This is a genomic window from Dasania sp. GY-MA-18, from assembly GCF_024734385.1.
GTDB classification, from domain to species: Bacteria; Pseudomonadota; Gammaproteobacteria; order Pseudomonadales; family Dasaniaceae; genus Dasania; species Dasania phycosphaerae.
Map to the genome: position 1 here is coordinate 13,501 of NZ_JANHAP010000020.1, position 26,199 is coordinate 39,699.

23 protein-coding genes and 1 tRNA gene are annotated in these 26,199 nt (G+C 47.9%); 12 read left to right on the plus strand and 12 right to left on the minus strand.

Annotated features, from left to right (window positions below):
* Positions 1-14: 14 nt before the first annotated feature.
* The gene (locus tag NO559_RS16715; RefSeq protein WP_258333023.1) at positions 15-2,717 is read right to left on the minus strand and encodes an HAD-IC family P-type ATPase; all 2,703 of its coding nucleotides are present in this window, start codon (positions 2,715-2,717) and stop codon (positions 15-17) included.
* 194 nt (positions 2,718-2,911) lie between these two features.
* On the opposite strand from NO559_RS16715, the gene NO559_RS16720 reads away from it, so the two are divergent.
* Positions 2,912-3,538 (plus strand): LysE family translocator, encoded by a 627-nt coding sequence (locus NO559_RS16720; RefSeq protein ID WP_258333024.1) that lies wholly within the window; start codon positions 2,912-2,914, stop codon positions 3,536-3,538.
* Between the two features lie 17 nt (positions 3,539-3,555).
* Here the strand turns inward: NO559_RS16720 and NO559_RS16725 are convergent, their stop codons facing one another.
* Positions 3,556-4,788 carry an EAL domain-containing protein gene (locus tag NO559_RS16725; protein WP_258333025.1) on the minus strand — a complete coding sequence of 411 codons (1,233 nt, stop codon included), beginning with the start codon at positions 4,786-4,788 and terminating at the stop codon, positions 3,556-3,558.
* A 555-nt stretch (positions 4,789-5,343) separates the two neighbouring features.
* On the opposite strand from NO559_RS16725, the gene NO559_RS16730 reads away from it, so the two are divergent.
* Both NO559_RS16730 and NO559_RS16735 read left to right on the plus strand, forming a co-directional pair.
* Positions 5,344-6,438 carry an efflux RND transporter periplasmic adaptor subunit gene (locus tag NO559_RS16730; RefSeq protein WP_258333026.1) on the plus strand — a complete coding sequence of 365 codons (1,095 nt, stop codon included), beginning with the start codon at positions 5,344-5,346 and terminating at the stop codon, positions 6,436-6,438.
* 4 nt (positions 6,439-6,442) lie between these two features.
* Positions 6,443-9,505: an efflux RND transporter permease subunit gene (locus tag NO559_RS16735; protein ID WP_258333027.1), complete on the plus strand. Its 3,063-nt coding sequence runs from the start codon at positions 6,443-6,445 to the stop codon at positions 9,503-9,505.
* Between the two features lie 983 nt (positions 9,506-10,488).
* On the opposite strand, the gene NO559_RS16740 is transcribed toward NO559_RS16735, so the two are convergent.
* Both NO559_RS16740 and NO559_RS16745 read right to left on the minus strand, forming a co-directional pair.
* Complete coding sequence (locus tag NO559_RS16740; RefSeq protein WP_258333028.1) at positions 10,489-11,643, minus strand: lytic murein transglycosylase; 1,155 nt, start codon at positions 11,641-11,643, stop codon at positions 10,489-10,491.
* A gap of 93 nt (positions 11,644-11,736) precedes the next feature.
* Positions 11,737-12,186: a DUF2489 domain-containing protein gene (locus NO559_RS16745; RefSeq protein ID WP_258333029.1), complete on the minus strand. Its 450-nt coding sequence runs from the start codon at positions 12,184-12,186 to the stop codon at positions 11,737-11,739.
* A 192-nt stretch (positions 12,187-12,378) separates the two neighbouring features.
* Between NO559_RS16745 and NO559_RS16750 the strand changes: the two genes are divergently transcribed.
* The 4 genes from NO559_RS16750 (at position 12,379) to NO559_RS16765 (ending at position 14,910) form a co-directional block, all read left to right on the plus strand.
* On the plus strand, positions 12,379-13,281 hold the full coding sequence (locus NO559_RS16750; RefSeq protein WP_258333030.1) for a MaoC/PaaZ C-terminal domain-containing protein: 903 nt from the start codon (positions 12,379-12,381) through the stop codon (positions 13,279-13,281).
* A 290-nt stretch (positions 13,282-13,571) separates the two neighbouring features.
* A complete protein-coding gene (locus tag NO559_RS16755; RefSeq protein WP_258333031.1) occupies positions 13,572-14,105 on the plus strand; it encodes a hypothetical protein in 534 nt (177 codons plus the stop codon).
* A 66-nt stretch (positions 14,106-14,171) separates the two neighbouring features.
* Complete coding sequence (locus tag NO559_RS16760) at positions 14,172-14,645, plus strand: RNA methyltransferase (RefSeq protein WP_258333032.1); 474 nt, start codon at positions 14,172-14,174, stop codon at positions 14,643-14,645.
* Positions 14,646-14,691: 46 nt separating this feature from the next.
* The gene (locus NO559_RS16765; protein ID WP_258333033.1) at positions 14,692-14,910 is read left to right on the plus strand and encodes an RNA-binding S4 domain-containing protein; all 219 of its coding nucleotides are present in this window, start codon (positions 14,692-14,694) and stop codon (positions 14,908-14,910) included.
* Between the two features lie 17 nt (positions 14,911-14,927).
* Here NO559_RS16765 and NO559_RS16770 read toward each other — a convergent pair whose 3' ends face one another.
* The 4 genes from NO559_RS16770 to NO559_RS16785 all read right to left on the minus strand — a co-directional run bounded on the left by NO559_RS16770 (position 14,928) and on the right by NO559_RS16785 (position 18,545).
* Complete coding sequence (locus tag NO559_RS16770; RefSeq protein ID WP_258333034.1) at positions 14,928-15,794, minus strand: acyl-CoA thioesterase II; 867 nt, start codon at positions 15,792-15,794, stop codon at positions 14,928-14,930.
* A 115-nt stretch (positions 15,795-15,909) separates the two neighbouring features.
* Complete coding sequence (locus tag NO559_RS16775) at positions 15,910-16,416, minus strand: shikimate kinase (protein ID WP_258333035.1); 507 nt, start codon at positions 16,414-16,416, stop codon at positions 15,910-15,912.
* 34 nt (positions 16,417-16,450) lie between these two features.
* Positions 16,451-17,845 carry an L-serine ammonia-lyase gene (locus NO559_RS16780; RefSeq protein WP_258333036.1) on the minus strand — a complete coding sequence of 465 codons (1,395 nt, stop codon included), beginning with the start codon at positions 17,843-17,845 and terminating at the stop codon, positions 16,451-16,453.
* Positions 17,846-18,173: 328 nt separating this feature from the next.
* A complete protein-coding gene (locus NO559_RS16785; protein ID WP_258333037.1) occupies positions 18,174-18,545 on the minus strand; it encodes a hypothetical protein in 372 nt (123 codons plus the stop codon).
* 517 nt (positions 18,546-19,062) lie between these two features.
* On the opposite strand from NO559_RS16785, the gene NO559_RS16790 reads away from it, so the two are divergent.
* From NO559_RS16790 to NO559_RS16800, 3 genes are all read left to right on the plus strand, one after another.
* On the plus strand, positions 19,063-19,557 hold the full coding sequence (locus NO559_RS16790; RefSeq protein WP_258333038.1) for a cyclic nucleotide-binding domain-containing protein: 495 nt from the start codon (positions 19,063-19,065) through the stop codon (positions 19,555-19,557).
* An 87-nt stretch (positions 19,558-19,644) separates the two neighbouring features.
* Positions 19,645-20,559 (plus strand): 3-hydroxyisobutyrate dehydrogenase, encoded by a 915-nt coding sequence (gene mmsB, locus NO559_RS16795; RefSeq protein ID WP_258333039.1) that lies wholly within the window; start codon positions 19,645-19,647, stop codon positions 20,557-20,559.
* Positions 20,560-20,673: 114 nt separating this feature from the next.
* Positions 20,674-21,525 carry a PhnD/SsuA/transferrin family substrate-binding protein gene (locus NO559_RS16800; RefSeq protein ID WP_258333040.1) on the plus strand — a complete coding sequence of 284 codons (852 nt, stop codon included), beginning with the start codon at positions 20,674-20,676 and terminating at the stop codon, positions 21,523-21,525.
* A 23-nt stretch (positions 21,526-21,548) separates the two neighbouring features.
* Here NO559_RS16800 and NO559_RS16805 read toward each other — a convergent pair whose 3' ends face one another.
* From NO559_RS16805 to NO559_RS16815, 3 genes are all read right to left on the minus strand, one after another.
* A complete protein-coding gene (locus tag NO559_RS16805; protein ID WP_258333041.1) occupies positions 21,549-21,812 on the minus strand; it encodes a DUF5062 family protein in 264 nt (87 codons plus the stop codon).
* A gap of 86 nt (positions 21,813-21,898) precedes the next feature.
* Entirely contained in the window at positions 21,899-22,372 is a 474-nt protein-coding gene (locus NO559_RS16810) for a DUF1456 family protein (RefSeq protein WP_258333042.1), read from the minus strand.
* A 40-nt stretch (positions 22,373-22,412) separates the two neighbouring features.
* Positions 22,413-22,559: a DUF2986 domain-containing protein gene (locus NO559_RS16815; protein WP_258333043.1), complete on the minus strand. Its 147-nt coding sequence runs from the start codon at positions 22,557-22,559 to the stop codon at positions 22,413-22,415.
* Between the two features lie 156 nt (positions 22,560-22,715).
* Between NO559_RS16815 and NO559_RS16820 the strand changes: the two genes are divergently transcribed.
* Both NO559_RS16820 and NO559_RS16825 read left to right on the plus strand, forming a co-directional pair.
* A complete protein-coding gene (locus NO559_RS16820) occupies positions 22,716-24,440 on the plus strand; it encodes an amidohydrolase (protein ID WP_258333044.1) in 1,725 nt (574 codons plus the stop codon).
* Between the two features lie 211 nt (positions 24,441-24,651).
* A complete protein-coding gene (locus tag NO559_RS16825; protein ID WP_258333045.1) occupies positions 24,652-25,068 on the plus strand; it encodes a heme-binding protein in 417 nt (138 codons plus the stop codon).
* A 504-nt stretch (positions 25,069-25,572) separates the two neighbouring features.
* Here the strand turns inward: NO559_RS16825 and NO559_RS16830 are convergent.
* Positions 25,573-25,649: transfer RNA gene (locus NO559_RS16830), tRNA-Arg, on the minus strand.
* Positions 25,650-26,199 lie beyond the last annotated feature (550 nt).

The following is a 26,199-nucleotide window of genomic DNA, read 5'->3' on the forward strand; positions in this document are numbered from 1 at the left end:
CATAGCTGTTGCCATTATTTTTTCCATAAACGCAGCAGGTATTTTTCCAGCTCTACTATGATTAGTATCGGCAAGGCTGACAAAATAATAATTAACCAGTCATAAGCGCTAATCGATGCCAAGCCAAATAATTGCTGGCTATAAGGCAAGTAAGTAAAAGTTAGCTGCAATACTAACACCGCAATAATCGCGTATACCGCTGGCTGCACCCCCTTGAAGAAATGCCGGTTAAAAATAGATTGGCTGAGAAAGCGACAATTAAGCAAATAGTACAGCTCTATCATTACCAGGGCATTAATGGCGATGGTTCTGGCAAACTCTATAGTCACACCTAGGCTGCGATAATAATAAAATAATGAGAATACGATGAATGCCGCCACCGCCCCCACTAACACCATGCGCCCTAACAAACTGGCAGTAAAAAAACCTTGGCCGTAGGGCCTGGGGGGCTTATGCATAATATGCGGTTCCGCACGCTCAAAGGCCAAGGCCAGAGCCAAGGTAACGGCGGTAATTGTATTCACCCATAGTATTTGTGCGGGCGTAATGGGCATGGTACTGCCCAACATAATCGCGCTGATAATCACCAGCGCCTCAGCTAAATTGGTAGGCAAAATAAAAATAATAGACTTGAGTATATTGTCATAAACGGTGCGCCCCGCCGCAACGGCCTGGGCAATGGTGCTGAAATTATCATCGGTTAAAATAAAATCTGCAGCCTCTTTAGCGGCATCGGTACCTTTGCCCCCCATGGCAACGCCTATATTCGCTTTTTTTAAAGCAGGTGCATCGTTAACCCCATCACCGGTCATGGCGACCACATGCCTATTGCGTTGCAGGGCTGCCACCAGCTGTAATTTATTCGCCGGGCTGGTGCGTGCAAACACATCGGTATTTTCTACCTCCTGCGCCAAGCTGGCCTCGCTGAGTTTATCGAGATCACTGCCGGTGAGTACTTTACTGGCATTTAAGCCTAACTCTTTCGCTATGGCCGCTGCAGTCACTGGGTTATCACCAGTAATCATTTTGACCTGTATGCCCGCGGTTTGGCACAGGCTAACGCTGCTAATAGCTTCTGGGCGTGGCGGATCGCTAATCCCGACTAATGCCACCATGACTAAGCCTTGCTCTACGTCTTGCTGGCATAATGCTTGTGGCCGTTTGCTGTAATCTTTGTAGGCCAAGGCCATGACCCGCATACCGCGCTGGGCCATATCATCTATGGCTTGCTGCCATTGCTCAGGCGCTAGCGCTAGCGGCCCCTGGGGCCCTAGCTCCTGGGTAGCAAAACTCAGTAAACGCTCAGGCGCACCTTTAACCATTAAGCGCAGCAGCCCAGTATTATTGTGATGCAGGGTTGCCATATAACGGCTGCCACTATCAAAGGGCAATATATCTATGCGCGGCCAATCATTAAGCGCTTGCTTTAATACCCAGCCATGCTTCATGGCCATCACTAATAAGGCGCCTTCGGTAGGGTCGCCATGCAGTATCCATTCACCTTGTTCGCATAGCACATTGGCATCGTTGCACAGCATGGCAATTAAGCTGGCTTGGCTAAAAACGCTAGTGTGATCCAATGACAATATTTGTTGCGTGCTGGCATTGCTTATTGCCCCTTCCGGCTTATAGGCCTCACCACTGATAAGATAACGCTGCTGCTGGCAAACCGCTTCGCGGGCAGTCATGGCATTGGCGGTTAGGGTGCCAGTTTTGTCGGTACAAATCACATCTACCGAGCCCAATACCTCCACCGAAGGTAAACGCCTCACCAGGGCGTGGTTGGCAGCCATGCGCTGCACACCTATGGCTAGGGCTATGGTCACTATGGCTGGCAAGCCTTCGGGGATGGCGGCAACGGCAATACCTATAGCCGCCTGAAACATAACTTTAAGGCTGTAGCCATGTAGATACACCCCCAAGGCTACGGTAGCCAGCGCCACTAGCACGATGAGCATCGTTAATTGGCGGGCAAATACAGCTAGTTGTTGTTGCAGCGGCGTCTGCGGCATTTCTACCTGCCCGACCAAATCGCTAATAGCGCCAATTTGTGTTTGCAAACCGGTGCGGGTTACCACACCTCTAGCCAAACCAAAGGTCACCATGGTGCCCATGTAAGCCATGTTATTACGCTCGGCCAAGGGAGTTGCTGCGGGTAGTGCTTGTAACTGTTTATCCACCGGTTGCGACTCACCGGTTAACGCCGACTCATCACAGCGTAGGTCTTTGCAAAAAAACAGCCGCATATCGGCGGGCACCCTATCGCCCGCCTGTAACATCACTACATCGCCCGGTACCACATCGGCGCTATCTATAGTCACTAACACCCCCGCACGCATCACCATGCAACGGGTTTTGGCCATGGTCATAATGGCCCTAAGTGCATCTTCGGCCTTGCCCTCTTGAATAAACCCAACTAAGGCATTTACCACCACTACGGCTACAATCACGCCGCAGTCCACATAGTGCTGCAAGGCGGCGCTCACCAATGCGCTCACTATCAACACATAAATAAGTACATTGTGAAATTGCAAGACTAAGCGCAGCCATGCAGGCTTGGGGGCGGCTAAAGGTAAACTGTTAGTACCGTACTGTTGCTTGCGATGCGCAGCCTCGGCATCTGTTAGACCCTGCTCTGAGCTTTGATATAAACTAAGCACCTCTGCTGCAGGCTGGGCATGATCGGCTACGGGGTTTGACTGTTTATTATTGTCCATACAAGCGCCTGTAAATTGTCACCAGTCGTTAAGTTTAGCTGTTACCTCAAAAAAAAGTTTGATAGAGAACAAATAGCCAGACGATACCAGCTTAAAAGCGCAGATTTACTTAGCATAGCTAGGCTTTTACCAGCCGGTCTATGGCCAGTACTGAAATAGCGATAGTTTAGATAAACACACACTTAGTAAAGCCCATGATTAGCACGACCACCTTAGCCGTTTTTATCCCCACATTTTTTGTGGTATCAGCCACCCCCGGCATGTGCATGACCCTGGCCTTAACCCTGGGAATTAGCCTAGGGTTACGCCGCACTTTATGGATGATGTTAGGTGAATTGGCCGGTGTGGCGATAGTGGCCGTTGCCGCCGTGACTAGCGTGGCCTCTATTATGTTGTTATACCCCATGGCCTTTGCCGCCTTAAAAATACTAGGTGGCAGTTATTTACTGTTTTTAGGCTGGCAGTTTTGGCGCGCCCACAGCAGCGTTGCCATACAATTGGCAGGCAGTAATAACTCTGCCAGCATAAGCGCCAGTAGTTTACTGGTGCAGGGTTTTATTACCGCTATAGCCAATCCTAAAGGCTGGGCTTTTTTTATTGCGCTGTTACCCCCTTTTATTGACCAAGAGCTGCCACTACTACCACAGCTGAGCATATTAGTAGCCATTATGTTGAGCATGGAATTTATCTGCATGATGCTATACGCCTTAGGCGGTAAAACTTTGCGCAAGTTGCTCATGAAAGAGGGCGGCCTAGCCTGGCTTAACCGTATAGCTGGCAGTTTAATGTTTGCAGTTGGCATTTGGTTGATGGCTAGCTAAGCCTTAGGCAACACACACTAAGGGAGATGGTAAGTATGCGCCACGGCCTCTGCTATAGGCATAGGTTTACCAATTAAGTAACCCTGTATTCGATCTACCCCTAGTTCGTTAAGCACATTTAGCTCTTCAACAATCTCAACACCTTCAGCAATAATGATGCATTTTGTAGCTTTAGCAAAAGCGCATAAAGCTTTGGCTAGGGCATATTTTTTAGGCTCCATATGTATATTGCGTATTAGGCTGATATCCAGCTTAATAATATCGGCCTCTAGCTCCAACACATGCTGAAAGCTTGAGTAACCTGCACCCGCATCATCAATAGCTAAACCTAACCCGCGCGCTCTTAGTGGGGATAATTGTTGATGAAATGTTTGGTAGTGCTGTATGGGGCTATGTTCGGTAACTTCTAACACCACTCGCTCTAGGTTAATATTTTGCAACGCTCTTACTAGTGCGCCATTTAAAATAAACTCTGGCGATATGTTAATCGATAGATATGTATTGTTATTTAGTTTGTTTATATTGCTAAGCGCTTTTTTAATTGCCTCTATTTCTAAGCGCTCGCCCATACCGATTTGTGCGGCCTCAGAAAACCAAATATTTGGCGGTGCGTAAGGCTCTGTGTTAAATCGCGCAAGCGACTCAAACCCGGATATGCTATTGGCGCGGCAGTCATAAATGGGTTGGTAGTGCATAGACCATAGGTCAAGCTCTAATACCGAGCGAATTTTTTCTGACACTTCGTCCATCAAAGAGCTGTCTTTTATTTGATCCTCATATAAGTCACGGTAGATTTCAGCAAATGCAATTAAAAAATTAATATCTCGTTGATTAAGTGAACCATCTGCCGAATGTTTAAAACAGCATAGTGTGCCATAGGTATCACCATTAGTAAGTATGATAGGGACGCCTATGTATGAACCAATTTTTAATACATCTGTAATAGCTAAGTTACTGGTAATGTGGTGGATGGACGCATCATGAATAATTTGGCTCATTTTTCCAAAGGCAATTTTTTCGCAATAAGTATCTTCTAACGGGTCTGAGTCACCAGCTAAAATTTTTACCGTTGCATCCTCTGATTGGTCCACCGCTGTGAAAACCCTGCGACCACCAACAAATTCGGAAAAGAAAGCCACGTCCATATCTAAATGCTTACGTATGATCGATAGCATTTTACTTAAGCTTTCCTCGAGACTGGAAAAAAGATCAGAGTATGCGGAGGTGCTTGAATTAGTCAGTATGTCCATACTTAAATACCCTGAATTAGTCGGCTGTAAGCTCTTGATTATTATGAAATGGGGAACAGCCACACACCTACCCCTTATAAAAATAGCTGTAGTGTAACTAGTTTTCCAGTCCAGTAAGAAAACTATACACCGCCGTGACCTGATAGTTTAGTTTCAGCACTCCCCCGTAAGCGCTGCCACTCACATCCAAAGGCGGCTTTATAGCCAGCAGCAATAAAGTTGAGGGTTGGCTGCCAAGCCAGCACCGGCTGTAGTTTGTAACATAATGTTTTTTATGGCCTTTTAAGTCGCCCCCCATTTTAGTCTTTACTAAAGGATGCCAGCTTAAGGCTTACTTATTCGATTCGGTTAGTTTGTAGCTAAAAAGTGGTCGGCTCCCGTAGACTAGCCAGCCAGAAAGTTAGTAAAGCGCTTAGCGCGCATAATATTGGCTAGCTGCACCCTAACCACAATGACAACGCTGGTTAAAATCACAGTGCAAAAGCAAAAAACTTTGCTATGATAGGCGCTGTTTTTATGTAGTGTTTTTACTAATAAGGAATAGGTAAATCTGCAATGCTCAAAAGAATGACCCTGATGTTACTCTCCGTCACCCTAATCTTTGGTGGCATTTTTGCTTACAAGTGGCTGCAAGGGGTCATGATGGGTGAGTACTTTGCCAGTTTTCGCCCCCCTCCGGTTACGGTTTCTGCCGCTAGCGCGCAACAGCAAAGCTGGCATCCCTACCTTACTGCTATAGGCACACTGCGGGCTCGTTACGGGGTGAATATCAGCGCCGAAGTTGAGGGCATGGTTAAGGCCATACGGTTTGACTCTGGCCAGGACGTTAATAAAGGGCAGCTGTTACTAGAGCTAGACGATGAGGTAGAGCAGGCCAACCTGCGTATTTTTGCAGCCCAGTTAAAGCTCACTAAATTAAATTACGAGCGCGATAAGGCGCTAATCAAAAAACAATTGGTTTCCCAAAATCAATTTGACCGCAGCTTTGCCGAATACAAAGAGACCCTAGCCAAGGTTGAGCAAACCAAAGCCAGCATCGCCAAGAAAAAAATCCTTGCCCCCTTTAGCGGCCGCATGGGTATTTTACAGGTGGACTTGGGCCAATACATAGATTCGGGCACTAGCATAGGTTCGTTGCAATCGGCAAAAACGATGTACCTGGACTTTAGCCTGCCCGAAAAAAACCTTACCCATCTTTTTGTAGGCCAAACGGTGAAGTTTACGGTGGCGGCTTACCCCGGCGAAATTTTTGAGGCGCAATTAGCGGCCATAGATTCTAAGGTGGATATTAGTACCCGCAGCCTGCAAGTACGTGCCCATGTTGATAATAGCCAGCAACGCTTAGTGCCGGGCATGTTTGCCGATGTCACTTTAATACTGGAGCCCGCCCAAGAGCTGGTAGTGCTGCCAGCCACGGCGGTGAATTACTCACTGTATGGCAAAGAGGTGTTTATTATTAGCGAGCAGCAAGAAGATGGCAGCAGCCGCTTAGTCGTCAATCGTCAGCGCGTGACTACCGGCCAGCAACAAGGTGATTTGATTGCAATTACCGAGGGCGTACAGCCCGGCCAGCAAGTGGTTATAGACGGCCAACTCAAACTTAATAACGGTACCGAGATCGCCATAGCGCCAGCAGTAAGCAAGGAGTAGCGCCATGAAATTTACCGACTTATTTATTACCCGGCCGGTATTGGCCTGCGTGGTGAGCTTTTTTATTTTGTTAGTGGGCTTTAATGCCTACGAGCAACTGGGCATACGCAAATACCCCAAAATTGAAGACGCCGCCATTACCGTTAGCACCAGCTATGTAGGCGCCAGCGCGGACCTGGTACAGGGTTTTATCACCACCCCCACCCAGCAAGCCATAGCCAGTGCCGAAGGCATTGCTTATATCACCTCTACCAGTAGTAGCGGTTTGTCTACAGTGGTAGCGCATATACGCCCCGACTACAGTGCCGATAAAGCTCTCACCGAAATTGTTGCCAAGGCCGCCGAAATACGCGGCGAGTTACCCGATGGCGCCAAAGACCCAGTCATTACCAAAGGCAACCAGGAAGGCACGGCGTTAATGTATTTGAGTTTTAGCCACCCCAGTATGGCGCCTGAAGAGATTACCGACTATTTAAAACGTGTGGTGCAACCGCAGCTGGCAACTATAGAGGGTATGGGCGAAGTGCAATTTTTTGGTGCCCGTAATTTTGCTATGCGTATTTGGTTAGACCCTACCCGTATGGCTGCTTACAATATTACCGCTGCCGAAGTTAACAGCGCCTTGCTACGCAATAACTTTTTATCCACCGCCGGTGAAACTCGCGACCAGCTATCAGTCACCCAAGTTAAAGCCGACACCAATCTCACCAGCATTAGCGAGTTTGAAAATATTGTGCTGCGCAATGAGGGCGACCGCCTAGTGCGCATTAAAGATATAGCCCAAGTCAGCCTCAGCGCCGATAGTTTTGACATGTCAGCCTTTACCGCCGGCGAGCCTGCCGTGATGCTGGGGATTAGCCCCACCCCCGGCGCTAACCCCCTGGATGTAGCCAAGCTGGTGCGCAAGGAGATGAGCAAAATACAGCAGCAGGTACCCGACGGCATGATTGCCGGTATTAGCTATGATGTGTCTTTATTTATAGAGTCCTCCATTAAAGAAGTACTGAGCACCTTGTTAGAGGCATCGCTAATTGTTGTAGTGGTGGTGTTTTTATTTTTGGGGCAGTTGCGCTCGGTGATTATCCCCGTGGTGGCCATCCCCCTATCACTGGTGGGCACTTTATTTTTAATTTGGATGCTGGGTTACTCCATCAACCTGCTCACCCTGCTGGCGCTGGTATTGTGTATAGGTTTGGTAGTGGATGACGCCATAGTGGTAGTCGAAAACATACACCGCCATATAGAAGAGGGCCACAGCCCCAAACAGGCCGCCTTAATGGGGGCCCGTGAAATTGCCATGCCGGTCATCTCTATGACTTTAACCTTGGCGGCAGTTTATGCACCGCTGGGATTTTTAGCGGGCTTAACAGGTACGCTGTTTAAAGAGTTTGCCTTTACCTTGGCGGGTTCGGTCATCATCTCGGGGATTATAGCCCTTACCCTGTCGCCCATGATGTGTTCTAAGCTACTGACCCAAACCGGCCACCAAGGTTTTGCTGGCCGCATAGACGATGCCTTTGAGCGGCTCATGGCCAAATACAAAAAACTACTGCGCGGCAACCTGCAATACCGCTTGGTGACCTTAGTATTTGCAATACTGATTTTATTAACTATTCCGCCGCTAATGATGGTGTCACAATCGGAGCTGGCCCCCAACGAAGATGAGGGCTTTATGCTTATTATCAGCAGCGCGCCACAATATTCAAACCTGGCTTATATGGAGCAAAACACCCGCCAGTTTGAGCCTATCTACCAACAGTTTCCCGAATACCAAAGCTCTTTTTTATTAAACTCTGGCGCCAATGTGGGCGACACTTTTGGCGGTATGTTGTTAAAAGATTGGAGCGAGCGCGAGCGCAGCATTTTTGATATGCAGCAAGAGCTGCAAGATAAGATTAATACGATACCCGGCATTAACGCCTTTGTTATTTTATTACCCCCGCTACCCGGCTCCGGTGGCGGTGCGGCGGTGCAATTGGTAATTAAGTCCGTTGCCGATCATAAACAGCTAGCGCAAGTAAGCGAGCAACTTTTAGAAGCCGCCCGCAACAGCGGCCTGTTTATGTTTATTGATAGCGACTTAAAATTTTCTAAGCCCGAGCTGCAAGTATCTATAGACAGAGACAAAGCCGCACAATTGGGCATTAGCATGGAAGCAATAGGCACCACCCTATCCACCCTATTAGGTGAGGGTGAAATTAACCGCTTTGCACTCAGTGGCCGCAGTTATAAAGTCATCGCCCAAAGCGTGGCTGAATCGCGCAACGATAAAGACTGGCTGGGCCGTTATTACCTGCGCACTGCCTCCGGTGGGCAAGTGCCACTGTCGGCAGTTATAACGATAGACACCATCGTGCAACCTAAAAGCCTCAACCAGTTCCAACAACTTAACGCCGTTAAACTGGAAGGCGCGCCCGCGCAAGGGGTAAGCCTGGGGGATGCTTTGGACTTTTTAAATCAGCAGGCTGAAAGCCTATTGCCCGCCGGTTTCCAGTTAGATTACGACGGCCAATCACGGCAATACTATCAGGAAGGCGGCCAACTTTACGGCATCTTTTTTATTTCGCTCATCGCCATTTACTTAGTACTGGCAGCACAGTTTGAAAGTTTCCGTGACCCCTTTGTAATTTTAGTCAGTGTGCCGCTATCTATATGCGGCGCTTTAATCCCTATCGCCTTAGGTTTTGCCTCGCTCAATATTTACAGCCAAATTGGTTTAATCACCTTGATAGGCTTGATTAGCAAGCACGGCATATTGATAGTTGAGTTTGCTAACCGCTTAACTCAGCAGGGTTACAAAGTACAAGAGGCGGTGATAGAAGCCGCCACCGTACGCCTACGGCCAGTGCTGATGACAACCGCAGCGATGGTACTGGGGGTTATGCCACTAATTTTTGCCAGCGGTGCAGGTGCGGTTAGCCGCTACAATATAGGCTTGGTAATCGCCACGGGCATGACTATAGGTACTTTGTTTACCTTGTTTGTAGTGCCGGTGATGTATAGTTATTTGGCGCGCGAACATAAGCCAGTGGAAGAAGTCAGCCAAGTGCCTCTGACTGCCGGTTAATAAACTAGATTATTTTCTGGCAGCTAACACTCACTTTAACGCAGTCATGCCGGACTTGATCCCATTAGTGTCCGGTTAAATTACTATTCCGGTCATGCCGGGCTTCGACCCGGCATCCACGAAAACTGAAATATCCGAGCAATCCTCAGCGCGTGATTAGAATGCGCTATCAAAATGGTCATTTTTTAAAAACCTGTATTAAATACATGCTACGAACTTCGTAAGCCTATGGGTACCGGCTCAAGGCCGGCACGACAGCCTGAAAGTGAGTCATAAATCTAATCGACGTGCATTCTATTCACTATTTATAGTGTCAAATACATACCATTACGATTTTAACCGGACACTAGTGGGGCTTGATCCGGCATCCACAAAACTACTTAACTGGATACCGGCGTGCGCCGGTATGACCTAACTTGGGATATTTTTCCCTAGCATTAGCAAACCTTTATTTGCTAAACACTAAGACTCACCGCTACACGTCATGCCGGACTTGATCCGGCATCCAAAAAACCACTTACTTAGATACCGGCCTGCGCCGGTATGACCTGACTTAGGATATTTTTTCCTAGCATTAGCGAACCTGTATTTGCTATGCACTAAGACTCACCGCTACACGTCATACCGGACTTGATCCGGCATCCATAAAGCCACTTACTGGATACCGGCGTGCGACGGTATGACCTGACTTGGGATAGTTTTCCTAGCATTAGCGAACCTGTATTTGCTATGCACTAAGACTCACCGCAACGCGTCATGCCGGACTTGATCCAGCATCCACAAAACCACTTAACTGGATACCGGCGTGCGCCGGTATGACCTGACTTGGGATATTTTTTCCTAGCATTAGCGAACCTGTATTTGCTATGCACTAAGACTCACCGCTACACGTCATGCCGGACTTGATCCGGCATCCATAAAGCCACTTAACTAGATACCGGCGTACGCCGTTATGACCTGACTTAAGCTGTTTGTGCCCAGCATTAACGAAGCTGTATATCCAAGGCAGCGAAGGCAGAATAATCAGGATAACCATCCGCAATCAAACCCTGCTGTGTTTGAAACTCTTTTAGCGCTCTTTTGGTCATAGAACCAATAATACCGTCAGCCTTACCCACTTTAAAGCCTCTATCCTTCAAAGCTAATTGCAGCTCGGTAACCAGTGCCGGTGTTAACTTAGGTGTTTTAGTCTGCAAGGAAGCATGCAAGCTACCGCCGCCCACAGTTCTATCAGCGAGATGCCCTACAGCAAGCGCATAAGATTCGGAGTTATTCCAACGCATAATCACTTTAAAATTAGCATAGCTAATAAATGCTGGCCCGGTGTGCCCCATAGGCACCAGTATAGACGCGGGCATATCATAGTTACCCAGGGCTTTACCGTTAGTTCGAGTAACGCCTTTTTGTTGCCAGGCACTTACAACTTCAGAATGTTTTAAACCGGTTAGGCGATAATCAAAATCCGCTGGCAGTATCACCTCCCGCCCCCAACGCTGTTCTTTTTTCCACCCCAGCGCTTTTAAAAAATTAGCCGCCGAAGCCAAGGCGTCTTTTTGGCTACGCCACAAATTGATTTGGCCGTCACCATCGCCATCTATCGCGTAGCGCTCATAGGCCGAAGGCATAAACTGGGTGTGGCCCATAGCGCCCGCCCAAGAGCCCTGCATCTCTTCAACTGTTAATTTTTCACGGTTAAGCACCCGCAAAGCTGCCATTAATTCGGCCGTAAAATAATCACTTCTGCGTTCATCGCAGGCCAAGGTTGCTAAAGCGTTTAAGGTAGGCATTTTACCCAGGTAGCTGCCAAAGTTGGTTTCCAGCCCCCAAAAAGCAATGATATATTGCCCAGGCACACCATATTTTCTGGTGAGTTGCTGCAAAAAATCTTTATGCTCGGCAAATAGCTTTCTTGCTTTTTGTATACGCTGTGGTGTTACCCTTTTATTAAAATAATCGGCAAAGGTTTGGGTAAATTCGGGTTGGGCGCGATCATACTTAAGTACCCTAGGCTCAAGCTGTAACTGCCCTACGACGTTTGTTACTAACCATTCCGGTAATTTTTCAGCCCGAGCTTGATGCTGAAAATCAGCTACGCAGCTGGCAAATGATTGTACTTGAGCATGTAGTGGCAAGCTCATAGTAAAAATATAACTTACTAATACTAAAACTATCGGTTTCACTATTCTGCCTTTTTTGCGCCTAGGATTTAAAAAAAAATACGGTTGCCGTGCTTAAGCCTGTGCAGATAAATAACTTGCTACAGCAGCTTTAATATCCGCCTGATATTGCTGCTCTAGCGCTGTACGCTGCTCATCAAATGCCTGCTGCTGCGTGGAGGACAATGCTTTCCATTCATCTAAAATTGGAATATGGGCTGTGGCCAATGCCAGCTGGTCAAAAGGTTTAAAAAAAGCTTGTTGCTGTTCGGCTACAGGCAGGGCTTGCCGATAGGACATAATACGAATGGCAGCTTCTGTACTTGACACCTGGCCCTGCTCTAAAACACGCAACATGGTCATTATATTAAGCCGGGCGGTATCTGCAGCTTCGTTTCTATGCTGCTCAGTCGCTCTCAACTCATCGGCTTGTGCCTGTTGCTGTTTGGACGCTAACCGCCATGTATAAACAGCATAGCCCGCTAAAACAATAACAATGGCTACAGCCAGTATCAGATACAACATAACAGATAATATAACCTCTTATAGTAAAGCCAATCACAGCAATTCATTGCTGCTAAATCGTGCTGCCAGCTTATCGCAATAAGCATCTAGGGTCGATAATCTTTAATCAGCCACACTATCAACATTGCTACTGTTCACAAACAAACTAAAATGCCATCACTCACCACTATTAAATACGCGGAATGATCCACCATGAATAAGTCAATATTGCATTTCAGCACCCAGCCCAACATAGCGCCGGCACTGCTAAAAGCCTTACTTATTCCCCGCCCAGGGTTTAATAGCCAGCAGGGCATACCGCCACTAGAGGCTTATTGGCCACATGCTGAAGTGAACCAAAACAGCCTAGCCCAATACCTAAGCCTATTAGATATACCTTCATCAGATACGCTACCTATTTTATATCCACATGTTATGGCCGGCAGTATGCACATGCATCTATTAACCCATAAGGATTTCCCCATCCGCTTGCTGGGCGCTGTACACCTTAAAAACCGCATTGTGCAAACAAAGCCCATTAGCATAGCTGCCGTGATGGATATACGATCCAAACTGGGAGCCTACCGTATTACCGAGAAAGGACTAGAGTTCGATTTTACTACCGACATACTAATCGCCGGTGAACAGCAATGGCAGGAGACCACCACCTATTTTAAAGCCGGTAATTTTAGCCGCCACAGCCCGATTAGCAGCGACAGCAGCTTCGAATTAGATAAACTGACCCACACCAAAAAATTAGCGACCTGGGCTATCCCCAAAGACCGAGGCAAACGCTACGCGAAAATAACCGGGGACTATAACCCCATACATATGTCGCCCTTATTGGCGAAGCTATTTGGCTTAAAAAGAGATATTGCCCATGGCTTTGGGGTACTGGCGCAAGCTTTAGCGCACGCCAATAACAGCAGCGGCCTGCTCAATGCTAATAGTAACAATCACAACACTATACAGCTTGACGTTATCTTTAAAGGGCCTGTGTATTTAGAATCCGAGGTCAATTTACAACAAGATGCAGGCGCTAACAGCACACGCCTTGACGTGTATTGTGGCGACAACCCAAAACCCAGTATTTGCTTAGCCATTAGTAACACTTAAAAGCACAGTTAGTAGGTAGCAGCCAATAAGGGTAGCTCCCCTTAGCTAGCGCATCACTGGCCTACCCTGTTTTGCTAACCCTCCCAGCCCCCCCTAAAACCGCAGGAACACTGAGTTTTGGCTATATTTTCACCAAGCCTTGGGCAGTAAACTTAAAAAACACAAAAAAGCCTTAAATTCATGGTCAATATTTGACCTTTTAGCTGCAAAATCTAGTATGATGCGCACCCCAAATTTTGACCGGCCTAGACGCTGGGCCATACACTGATTGAACCCACAGGATACATTTAATGCTTGCAGTTAAAAACCTAGAGAACTTGATTAAAATAGAGAACGAATTAAAAGCACAGTACGAAGACAAGCTAAGCAACCAAGCCGCCGAAATCGCCAGCGGCCAAGAAACCATCAAAGAGCTAGAAGCTACTATCGCCAAGCAACAGGAAAGCCTGCTTGAGCTTTCCAACAGCGCCGCCGATAAAAAGCGTATTGAGCAAACCAACCGCGAGCTAAGCAACCGTACTAACAAGCAACAAGAAGAAATTGACGAGCAGAAAAAACGTATTAAAACCCTGCAAAAAGAGCTGGCCGAAGTGCGTGCCGAAGTTAAAAAGCTCAACCAGCTCGATGCTGAAAAGTTGAAAAAGAATCTAGTAGCCAACAAGAAAAAGTTAGCCGAAAAAACAGCTAGTAACGACCTGCTACAAAAGTCTATTAACAAGACCAAAAGCGAAAACAACGAATTAGTACGCGAAGTTGCCGAGCTTAAAGCGAAACTAGCCGAGCTACAGCCCGAAGAAGAAGCTGCGGAAGAAAGCGCCGCCTAAGCTCAGCGTCCAGCTACTCTTTGATAACGCCAGCTTATGCTGGCGTTTTTATTAGCGAGCCAAATTATGAGTAAAAGCTACGCCTGCATAGGCCTATACAACCCCAAGTCACCCGATAACGTAGGCTCAGTGATGCGGGCAGCGGGCTGCTATGGTGTTAACAGCGTGTTTTATACCGGCCGCCGCTACGATGTAGCCAAACCTTTTTATACCGACACCCAAAACGCCTATGAAAAGCTGCCCTTAATTGGCGTTGAGGACTTGGCCCAAGTAGTGCCACTGGGCTGCGTACCTGTTGCCGTAGAGCTAGCCGCTGGCGCCAAACCGCTACCCAGTTACAAACACCCGCCTCGCGCTTTTTATATTTTTGGTCCCGAAGACGGCAGCCTCAGCAAGGCCGTGACTAATTTTTGCAGTGAAACGATTTACGTGCCCACCGAAGGCTGTATGAATTTAGCCGCCACCGTTAATGTGGTGCTTTACGACAGGCTGGCTAAAGGTGATGATTTTTCTTATCACCACGCAGAGCTAAGACTTTAAATTTTATCAACTACCATTAACCACCATCACCCGATAAGACCCAGCCATGAGAGATATAATCATTACTCACCAACCCGTAGAGCTGTACAAAATACTCAAATTTGAGGGCATGGCCCGCAGCGGCGGTGAAGCCAAAATGTTTATAGAGCAAGGTGAGGTTTTGGTTAACGGCGCTGTAGAAACCCGCAAGCGTAAAAAAATTATTGCGGGCGACCAGATACAGCTCTTTGATGATTGCGCACGTATTGTATTAGACGAGGCATAGCTAAGCAGAAAATCAGCCTAGCTATCATCGCGCACGCGCATTAAACCTTCCTGCGCACTAGAGGCAATCAACTGGCCGTCTTTAGTATAAAAACTACCGCGATTAAACCCTCTAGCATGAGCCGAGCGCGGGCTGTCCATGTGATAGTAAATCCAATCGTCTACTCTAAAATCAGTGTGAAACCACATGGCGTGATCCAAGCTGGCTCCCTGAAACCCTTTGCTTAAAAAGCCTATGGGATGCGGGTACAAGCCGGTTTCCATCAATCCCCAATCCGAAATATAGGTGAGCAGGGTACGATGCAAGGCGGGGTCATGCGCTAGCTCACCCTTAAACTTTAACCAAAAACCACGCTGCGGCTTTTCCTGGGTAGGCTCTACGGGATTACGCGGGTTAACCGAGCGCATATCGACTACATCATCAGGGATAATAGCCAATAATTTTTGTAAGCTGGTATTGGGAAACAAGCGCCGCACCAAATCATTATCCCCTTCCAAGCCTTCTGGCGCAGGCACGTCTATGGGCAGGTCTATTTGATGCTCATAACCCGGCTCTACGATTTGAAAGGAAATTGAACAGTTAAAAATGGCCTTACCGTACTGCTTGGCAACCACCCTGCGAGTAGAAAAGCTGCCGCCATCACGTATAGGGTCTACATCGTAAATTATGGGCCTATCTTGATCGCCGCGGCGTAAAAAATACGCATGCAAGGAGTGAGGGTGGCGTAAAGGATCTACCGTGCGCGCCGCTGCGTTAAGTGCCTGCGCTAATACCTGGCCGCCGTAAACCTGCGGTAGGGGTAACTTAAGGGTAAGCCCCCTAAATAACAAAGTATCTAGCTGTTCTACCTGCAAATTCTCTAATAAGTCATCGAGACCAAACATAGTAAGCCTTAGTTTTTAGCCGCTGATTACAACCCAGAATAATGAAGAGCCAGCTACATCATACTCAAGCCAGTATTGAACAGCTAATAAAAAAGACACGAATAGAAATAAAATTTTACTTGGTTAATTTTGCCAATAGCTCTGTGATTATTTGCTCTTGATCTTTGCCATTACAATCAATCACTAAGTCGGCATATTGCTTATATAAAGCCTCGCGCTCGGCAAATAAATCCTCCAGGCTCTGGCCAGGCAAACTGGCAATGCCGCGAGTATCAAAATTATGTATGCGCCTGCGTAATTCCGCCAAATCGGCATGCAAATATACCACGGGGCCTAGCGACTTGAGTTTATTCATGCCCTTATCGCTGTACACGGCACTGCCACCGGTAGCGATCACATGATGAGACAGATCAACACTAAGTAGCACTTCTTCCTCTATGCGCCTGAGGTTGAGGTAATCAGTCTCATTTAAAATATCTTGCAGTGTTTTTTCTTCACGTAATTGAATTAGCACATCCGTATCAACAAAATCCCTGGCGGTTTCTTTGGCCAACAACACCCCTATGGTGCTCTTACCTGCACCGGGCATACCAATTAAAATAACACTGCCTTTACCTAGCACTCAGCAACTCCTTTAAGTTTTTAACCCACAAAAATTAGCACTCAATAATACTGACTGGCACCGCCAGCACATTAACGGCCAAACCACCTCTGGCGGTTTCTTTATATTTGTCCTGCATGTCGCGACCAGTATCGCGCATGGTTTTGATTACTTGATCCAAGCTAACAAAGTGATGACCATCACCACGCAGCGCCATACGCGCAGCGGTAATGGCTTTTACGGCGGCCATGGCATTGCGCTCTATGCAGGGCACTTGCACTAAGCCGCCTATAGGGTCACAGGTTAGCCCCAGGTTATGTTCCATGCCTATTTCGGCGGCATTTTCCACTTGCTCGGGAGTGCCGCCCAGCGCATCGGCTAAAGCGGCCGCCGCCATAGAGCAGGCCGAACCCACCTCACCTTGGCAGCCCACTTCGGCACCGCTAATGGAGGCATTAATTTTATACAATATACCGATAGCGGCGGCAGTTAATAAAAAACGCGGCGCATCGGCCAAACTGGCACCCGGTGAAAAATCTAAATAATAGCGCAGCACCGCCGGTATTATTCCCGCCGCGCCATTGGTGGGCGCAGTAACTATACGCCCGCCCGAGGCATTCTCCTCATTGACCGCCAGCGCATACAAGCCCACCCAATCCATTACATTGAGTGGGTCGTCAGCCATATTACAGGTTTTTAATTGTCGGTATAAATGTGCCGCGCGACGCTTAACTTTTAAACCGCCAGGCATTATACCCTCGGTACGGCAGCCCTTTTCTATACAATCGTTCATCACCTGCCAGATAGTCAGCAGGCTTTCATTAATTTCAGCCTCGCTGCGCCAGGCCTTTTCATTTTCCATCATTAAGGCGCTAATGGATAAGCCCGACTCGGCACAGCGCTGTAGCAACTCTGCCCCCGTGCTAAAGGGATAAGGCACAGGCGTATCATCTTCAATAATAAAGCCTTGCTCTGCAGCGGATTCATCCACCACAAAGCCACCACCCACCGAATAAAAACAACGCTGCGATAACACGGTGCCAGCAGCGTCATAGGCGGTAAAGGTCATGCCATTAGAATGAAAGGGTAGTGACTTATTGCGATGCATCAGCAAGTCTTCGGCATAGGTAAAGCTGATCTCATGCTTAGCCAGCAGGCTAATGCGGCCACCTTCGCGCACATCGGCAACACGCTGGGCGATACTATCCACAACAACGGATTCTGGGCTGTCACCCTGCAAGCCTAAAATAACGGCCTTGCCGGAACCATGCCCCGCACCTGTAGCCCCCAGCGAGCCAAACAGTTCAGCGGTTAAACGCTGCACCTGCTGGAGCTGGCCCTCCTTGTCCAACTCCTGTACAAAAGTAAGCGCCGCTTTCATAGGGCCTACGGTGTGTGAGCTAGATGGCCCTATACCGACTTTAAATAGTTCAAATACGCTGATGGCCATGTTCTTTCCCTCTTTTTATTATTTGCTTTGCCCTGCACCCAGCTTTAACGTCAGGTACAACAGGATACAACCAACGAACGCTAAAGCAGACTATTGTGCACCTTAAAAGCATTGCACTACAAGCGCCTAAGCTATATGGCAAGATATTGATTTAAAAGCAATTTTAATAAAAGAGGGAGGAAAAAGACTATTTCTGAAAACTGTCGTTAAAAAGCACTATTAAGAGGAGTTATGGCGAGAAATGCCGCAAAAGTGCTGTTTAAGTGATATATGGATAAGCTGGTTAAAATAATGCCCGGTCCAAACCTGGCCCGGGCAATACTAATGATCACCGCTTATCATTGGCGAATTCCTTTGCAAATTTTTCTTCAAGCTGCTTATCCAAAGCGACGGAAATGTCTTCCAGGCTTTTAGATACTTGCAACTCTACTTTTTTGGCAATGGCGTCTGTGTCGACACTAACAGCCTTAGAGGCCAACCACTGGTTGTTTGCAGTGATGCTATTCATTGCCAAAATCATAGTAGACCCTTTACTGACTCCAGTTTCAGCGACGGCGGTGGTACCACCCAAAAGACCTACGATAACGGCTAGCACAGCCACATTTTTCATTTTTACTCTCCAAAATTTTGAGTGTTTACAATTATGGGCTTTTGGCCCGATCCTGCGGTCAGCTGCCTGTTTTTTATTCAAAACCTGCATGTGTTACCGCAACGAAACGAATAGTAACACATGTTTAATAAACGTCCACTCTTTTAGATTAATTTTTTATGTTAAAACTGAAATAATTTAGTAACAGGTTATTAGAGGCAGCAAAAAACGGGGGATTACGGCGAGATGGCACTTTTTAGAGGCAAAGGTAACAAAAACAAAATAAAAGGTAACACTTTTGGGGTAGAGCTGGCTAAAATGTCTAAATAAAAAACAAAAAGGCCATTATTTGGCCACTGCATGCGCAGCTAACTCAACATAGGATAAATAGCGGTAACACCGCCATGACTTTAGCTATGCTTATAGGAACCCAAAACCCCATAAAAAATTTTTATGAGCAATCAGGGAGGGAGGCAGCTAGCCCTTATCGCAGCCTGCTAACATCAAATCGCCTAGCCAGCCTGCTCTTTTTTGTTATGACACTATCAACCCGCGCCAAATACTAGGTATCATGCTAGCCTTTATATAACCCCAGCCATTTTCAAACCAAGCAATAAGTTAAGCCTTTATGGAAACCCTAGCAGCCGCCTCTGTTATCGAACAGCACGGGCTACCCTATTTTCGAGAGCTGGCCACTTTTGGCGCGCTTTCAGACGAAGTCATCCTATACATACTTAATGAAGGCAGTATTACTCTCTATAAACAGGGCGAATATTTACAGCGCCAAGGCGCAGCCAATGACTTTCAAGTAGTACTCAGTGGCAAAATTGCCTATTACAAACATTTTGGCGGCCAGGACATACTCACCCGCCACTTTACAGCAGGCGAACAAGTGGGCTTTGATTTAATGTTGGGGATGATCCCCCACAATGGCACTGATGTGGCTGAAGTCGACTGCCAAATATTAGATATAGACTGCGCTTTGTTTTATAGGCTGCACGAACTGTTCCCCGCCGATTTTGGCCTATTAATGATTAACCTCACCCGCGAGCTCTCGCGCGAGATAGCGCTATTAGAAGATGTCATAGGTGAAACCTACTGCCGCCAACTCCCCGAAGAATAAAGCCGCTAAGCCACACACTCGCCAAGCAAGCATAGTGCTCTACACTTAAATAAAGCCCGAAGTGCCCCATGATTAAGGGAGGCTGTTATGAGTAGCACTATCGCCTTTATAGGCCTAGGCAATATGGGCGGCAGCATGGCCGCCAACTTAGTAAAAGCGGGTTATAGCGTACGCGCCTACGACCTCAGCCCCGCCGCCCTAAACCAAGCCCAAGCTGCAGGCTGCTATGCCGCCAGCTCGGCATTAGATTGTATAAGCAGTGCCCAAACCGTCATCACCATGTTAACCAGCGGCGAAATCGTCGAACAACTCTACCTTCACGATCCCGGCCTGTTTAACCAGCTTAGCCCCACCACCCTGGTGATAGACTGCTCCACCATTGCGCCACAAAACTCCCAGCACCTGGCCCAATGTGCAGCGGCCAAAAAACTACGCTGCATAGACGCCCCCGTTTCGGGCGGCACCGCAGGGGCTGCAGCGGCAACTCTGACCTTTATTTGCGGCGGTGAGGCAGACGATGTAGCGCTAGCCAAACCTATACTGTTAAGCATGGGCCAACAGGTTTTTCACGCGGGTGGAGCCGGCGCAGGCCAAATTGCCAAAGCCTGTAATAATATGTTGCTGGCCATACAAATGGCAGGCACTGCGGAGGCGCTGCAAATGGGCGTTAATAGTGGCTTAGATGCCAGCACTCTCTCCGAGATTATGCATAACAGCTCTGGTAACAATTGGGTGCTAGATAAATACAACCCCTACCCGGGGGTTATGCCGCAAGCCCCTGCCAGCCATCAATACCAGCCCGGTTTTATGGTTAAGCTGATGCTTAAAGATTTGGCTATAGCTATGCAAACGGCGCAACATAGCCGGTCAGACACCCCCCTAGGGCTGCACGCCCAACAATTATTTGAGCAATTACAAAGCAGCCACCCAGATTATGGCGATAAAGACTTTTCCAGCATACAGCGGCTGTATCAACCGCCCCAGACAAATTCCCGAGGCTAGCAAGCACAACGCCGCTAAGCTACTATGGCTAAGCCTTCTAAACATTGGCATTGAGCATCATCCCATGCTAAAAAACTAGCTACAATAACAGGCAACGATAAGGAATCATTGCAGGTGATACGACTCTCATCGGTATTATTAAGTGCGGCACTATTACTACCACTGGGCCCAGCAGCACTCGCTACCCCCACCGCTATAGAGCTTCACGTCTATCCTTTATTTAGTCTCAAGCTACGTCAGGCTTGGAGCCACCGTTACCAGGAGCTGCTGTTAAAACACGCAGGAGTTAATACCGTATTCAAATCGGCTTCTTCCATAGAAGAATTAATACTTAATGCACAGACCCCCACCCCCAAGCTAATAGCCAGCCCCATGCATGTGGCGCTATATTTACAAAAAAACTATGCTTATCAATTAGTGATGGAGCAGGTTTACACGGCCAAATGGGTTTTAATTAGTAAGCAAGAGACGACTTTCGACGGCACCTCGTCCTTAAATGGGCAGTGCATAGCCATACCCGATAGGCTCAGTTCTATCAGCACCACGGCACTAGCAGCAATTAATAATACAACCGCCCCCGACACCCACTTTCAAGTGATAGACAAAAACACCCAAGACGGCAGCCTGTTTTCTGTTATCAATAATGAATGCGCCTTTGCTATTGTGTCTGATTTATTATTAGAAAAAGCGCTACGCTCATCACTTAAAAACATAAAAATTGACTGGCAAGGTGACGAGCAAGCTCTGCGTATGGTTTTCAGCCTTTCTCCCCAAACACCCGCACCAATAAAAGAAGTTATAGCAAGCACCTTGCTCAGCATAGGCCACGACCACCAACTAACCGGCAGCTTTCTAAGCCCACCTGCCCGCGCTATAAACGCACAAACCAATTCTGTGTTACTCGATGATTACAGCCTGCAAGCACTACACGCCATGGAGCAACAACTGCAGGCTAAACAACCATAGCGATTATATGCAGCCGCACAGCACTAATCTTTTAGCAGAGGATGATCTTCGGGTAGCTGCCGGGATATCCACAGCGCTAGTTTATGGCGCATATTAGGTTCGTTATCTTGCCCTTTGGCTAAGGGCTGTATGAGTTTGTCATGTGCCAACAGGCGATAAAGATAGGTCACTTTATTTTTTGCCGAGTCACTGGCCTCAAACTCACCCACACCCCGCTTTTTAATATAAAGCGCACCAACTCTTAATGCCTCGGCGACCAACTCTGCTTCGTTTTTTATTTTTTTCATGTCAGTTGTACCTTATCGGCCAGAGCATGGCCTTAGTCACGGCTTGCTAATACACTCCTACTTCCCTTGTCAGCCCTAGCTGGAAATCAGTCTTCAGCTGCCGGGCCACGGTATTTAATTTGCACGCCTTTTAAAAAATGTCGCAAAATTTGATCTTTACACTCACGGTAATGCTTGTGATCAGGCTTTCTAAAAAATGCACTGAGCTCATGCTTGCTCATACGAAAATCAGCCGCACTCATGACTTCCAGCATATCTTCAGCCTGCAGATTGAGAGCGATTTTTAATTTCTTTAAAACCAGATTGTGATTGAGGCGCGACTCGGGTACCGGTAGTGGGCCGTCTTTTTTACCGCGCTTTTCTATAATTAAGCCATTGAGAAAGGTCGCCAAGTTGCGGTCGTTAATTCTTTTGCACTCGGGGTCATCTTCTTTTTTTAGCCACTCACTGACCTGCTCACGGCTAACCTCCGCACCGGCCAAGGCAAATATCGCGATCATCTTTCTATCATTAAAATCAAAGGCGTAGCGTATGCGGCGCAGCACATCGTTATTGGTCATGAGGTAATCCTAATAAAAAATAAAATGCCGGCAAGGCGGCTTAGCTTTGTGACTCTGTAGAGGCCTGCTCTAGTTTTAATCGCTCAGCTTTAGAAATATAGCGCGGTTTGGCTTTGGGGTTGAGCTTAGCATTAGCCTGCTTCACTTTCTTTTTAAGCACTTGGTTGATTTTCTTTTTACGGTTCATAAGCTAAACAATGGCTAAACAGACAAATAAAGGGGGGGGTAATAATAGCATTGGCAGGGCTATTTCGCATCGATTTACCCCCTAACAGCCGCAAACAAGCTGTGTTAGGCTAACGCAAGTAATAACTAACAATTCAAATAAACAGGGATCTCTACTATGAGCCTAAAGCCATTCATCGCACTGCCCAGCCTCATCATCAGCAGCCTATTGCTAAGCGCCTGTGGCAGCCCCGCTACCCCCAGCGCCGACCTGATACTGCAAGGCGGTAAGGTTTACACCGTGGACCCACAACAAGAGTGGGCCGAAGCCGTAGCCATTAAAAACGGCAAAATTATCTATGTGGGTAATAATGCCGGAGCCGCCGCCTACAAGGGCGACAGCACCCAGCTCAGCGACCTCAAAGGCAAAATGCTGCTGCCCGCCTTTCAAGATAGCCATATACACCCTGTTAGCGGCGGCCTAGCTTATGGCACCTGCCCCTTGTTCGACCTTAAAAGCCTAGAGGCGGTACTAGCCGCCGTAAGCGACTGCGTTGAGCAAAGCCCTGCGGGCAGCCCCATTTTTGCACGCGGCTGGAGCTGGGAGATTTTTAACCAGCAGCAACCCCATAAGCAACTATTAGACGCCATAGACAGCAACCGCCCCATCATTACCAAAGATACAGATGGCCACACCCTGTGGGTCAATTCGGCAGCGCTAAAACTGGCAGGTATTAACCGCGACAGCATCAGCCCTGAGGGCGGCGCCATAGGTAAGGATGAAAAAACTGGCGAACCTATAGGCACCTTAATGGAAGGCCCAGCCATGAAGCTGGTCACCGATAAGCTGCCCGCACAAACCACCGAGCAGCTGGTAGAGGCCTTACGTTACACCCAAAACTATCTGCACGGCCTAGGTGTTACCGCCATGCAGGACGCCAACGTCAACATCTCTGGCAGCAACCCTTACACCACGCTGGACGCCTATGCGCAAATGCGCGACAGCGGCGAACTAAAATTACGCGTTTCCGCTGCACTGGGCTGGAACCCCAACGCGGGGCTGGATCAAATCGACACCATCATTAAAGCCCGTGACAACTATTCTGGCGGCAGGTTACAAGCCAACACCGTAAAGTTTTGGGCCGACGGTATCATCGAAACCCGCACCGCCTATATGCTGGAACCCTATAGCGATGCCCCCGGCAATCGCGGCTTCTTAATGGTACCCGATAAGGAATTAGTAGAAGGCGGCCGCCGCTTAGATGCCGAAGGCTTTCAACTGCACATACACGCCATCGGTGATGGCACCGTAAGAAAAGCCTTGGACGTAGTAGCAAACGCCCGCAAGCACAACGGCCAGCGCGACAGTCGCCACCTCACCGCCCACACTCAAATCGTACACCCCGATGATATCGCTCGCTTTGGCCAGCTGGATATGATCGCCGGTTTTTCACCCTACTGGGCTTACGCCGATGACTATGTGCGCAATATCAACCCGCCGCAATTAGGGCCTGAGCGCATGGGCTGGATGTACCCCATCAATAGCATTCTTAAAACCGATGGCCGTATTGCCTTTGGCAGCGATTGGTCGGTAAGCACCGCTGACCCACTACTCGCCATAGAAGCCGCCGTCACCCGTATTAGCCCCCACAACGGTGAAGACACCCCCGTACTCATAGCCAAAGAGCGTATCAGCCTGGCCCAAGCTATAGAGGCCTACACTCTGGGTGCAGCCTATGCGAACTTTCTGGATAACCAAACCGGTTCTATAGAAGTAGGCAAATACGCTGACCTAGTGGTACTAAGCGATAATCTTTTTGAAGTTGAGCCTAGCGATATTTCTGAGGCTAAGGTGACGGCGACAATTATGGAAGGGGAAGTGGTTTTTGGTGAATTAAACTAAGTAACATCATAGGCAAGGATGCCTGCCCCTACTCTTAATCTCATTGCATAACAGAAGCGAAACACTAGCTCACCCTCACCTCTTCCACACCACTCTTTCAGTTCTCTCGCATTAGCTATGCTAAAACCGTAATCTGTATAGATGACAGCATTTCTATATCAGCCCAGTATGATAAAGAGCAATGCAATAAAGCTAAAATCAGGTAACAGCAATGCAAAAAAAATCCAAACTGAGCTTAACAGACGCAATGCAGCTATCTTTATTTATTCAGCAACACGCCGAAAAAAATAACTGGCATCCCTCTATAGTCATCGTGGACCACAGCACACAAGCTCTGCTTGCCCATAGGCATGAGTTAGCCAAACCCGGAACCCTTGCCGCTGCCGAAAAAAAAGCGCTGTGCGCCCATGCATTTCAAATGCCTACCGCTACCTGGGGTGAGCGCTTAACAAAAGGTGAACACTGGGTAACAACCATGCCCGGAGTTATTGCTGCAGCCGGTGGCGTACCTATAGAAGTCGATGGCGAGTTTATTGGCGCCGTAGGCGTGAGTGGTTCCAGCCAAGAGGCCGATCACGAAACTGCCCAAGAAGCGGTGCAGCGGTTTTGCCGCAGCCTCAAGCTCTAAGCCCTAAACATCGTGTGATTTGTAACTCAAATAGCTTGAGGCTATTTGAGGCCTACGGGCGCCTGCTTAGGAACTGAAGCCATTCGAGGGTGCAGATATTAAAAAAGGCCCCTACCTTGCGGCATCACCGTTCTTTATTAAAGCACTATGAAGTGGGGGAAGGATTGATCAAATTACCTTGAGGGTATTTTGACCCTACGGGCGCCTTTCAAAAGCAGACGTCCAATTTATGCTATAAGCATAAATTGTCGAACCGCTTAGGAACTGCACCCTTTCGAGTGTGCAGATATTAAAAAAGGCCCCTACCTTGCGGTAGGGGCCTTTTTTAATATGGCGCGCTCGGAAGGATTAATCAAAATACCTTAAGGGTATTTTGACCCTACGGGCGCCTACGGCGTTCAAATTCCGCCTTAGGCGTAATTTGTCGAACCTTGACTTGTCTCGGCACCAACCCAAACACCACATACAAAAAAACCCCGACCTTTCGGACGGGGTTTTTTTGTATGGCGCGCTCGGAAGGATTCGAACCTTCGACCGCTCGGTTCGTAGCCGAGTACTCTATCCAGCTGAGCTACGAGCGCGTAGGGTGCGCACTATATGGATCTGGGTGGGTTTAGTCAACCCTGAAGGGTGATTTTCTCACTATTATCAAAGGCTATTAGCCGAAATGATCACAGGGTGAGCAACAAGCCTTGCTGAGCATAAATAGCGTTAAACATCGCTATAGCTTGCAAGCTATTTATTGGGATTTTTTAGAGGGGGCACAGCGTATAAACAAGAAAGGCCTCCCATTTGGGAGGATATCGGCAATTTACTTGAGATCAATTTGGGCGGGGCGGAAGGATTGATCAAAATACCTTAAGGGTATTTTGACCCTACGGGCGCCTTGTAAAAGCAGGCGTTAGCATGCCCCACGAACAGAGTGAGTGCTTTGGGTATCAAACTGTGCCCTAGGCACAGTTTGTCGAACCGTTTACGAACCAAGCCTTACGAGCAAGACGTATTGTCCCGTCCTAAAATACGTTGACGGTTTTTGATTGTAGCGGCTGCCTTAGGCAGCCGCTTTTTTGTGCACCTCTTCGGGGGTTCTCATCCCCAGGCTCAAGTGCGGCCTCATCGTGTTATAGATAT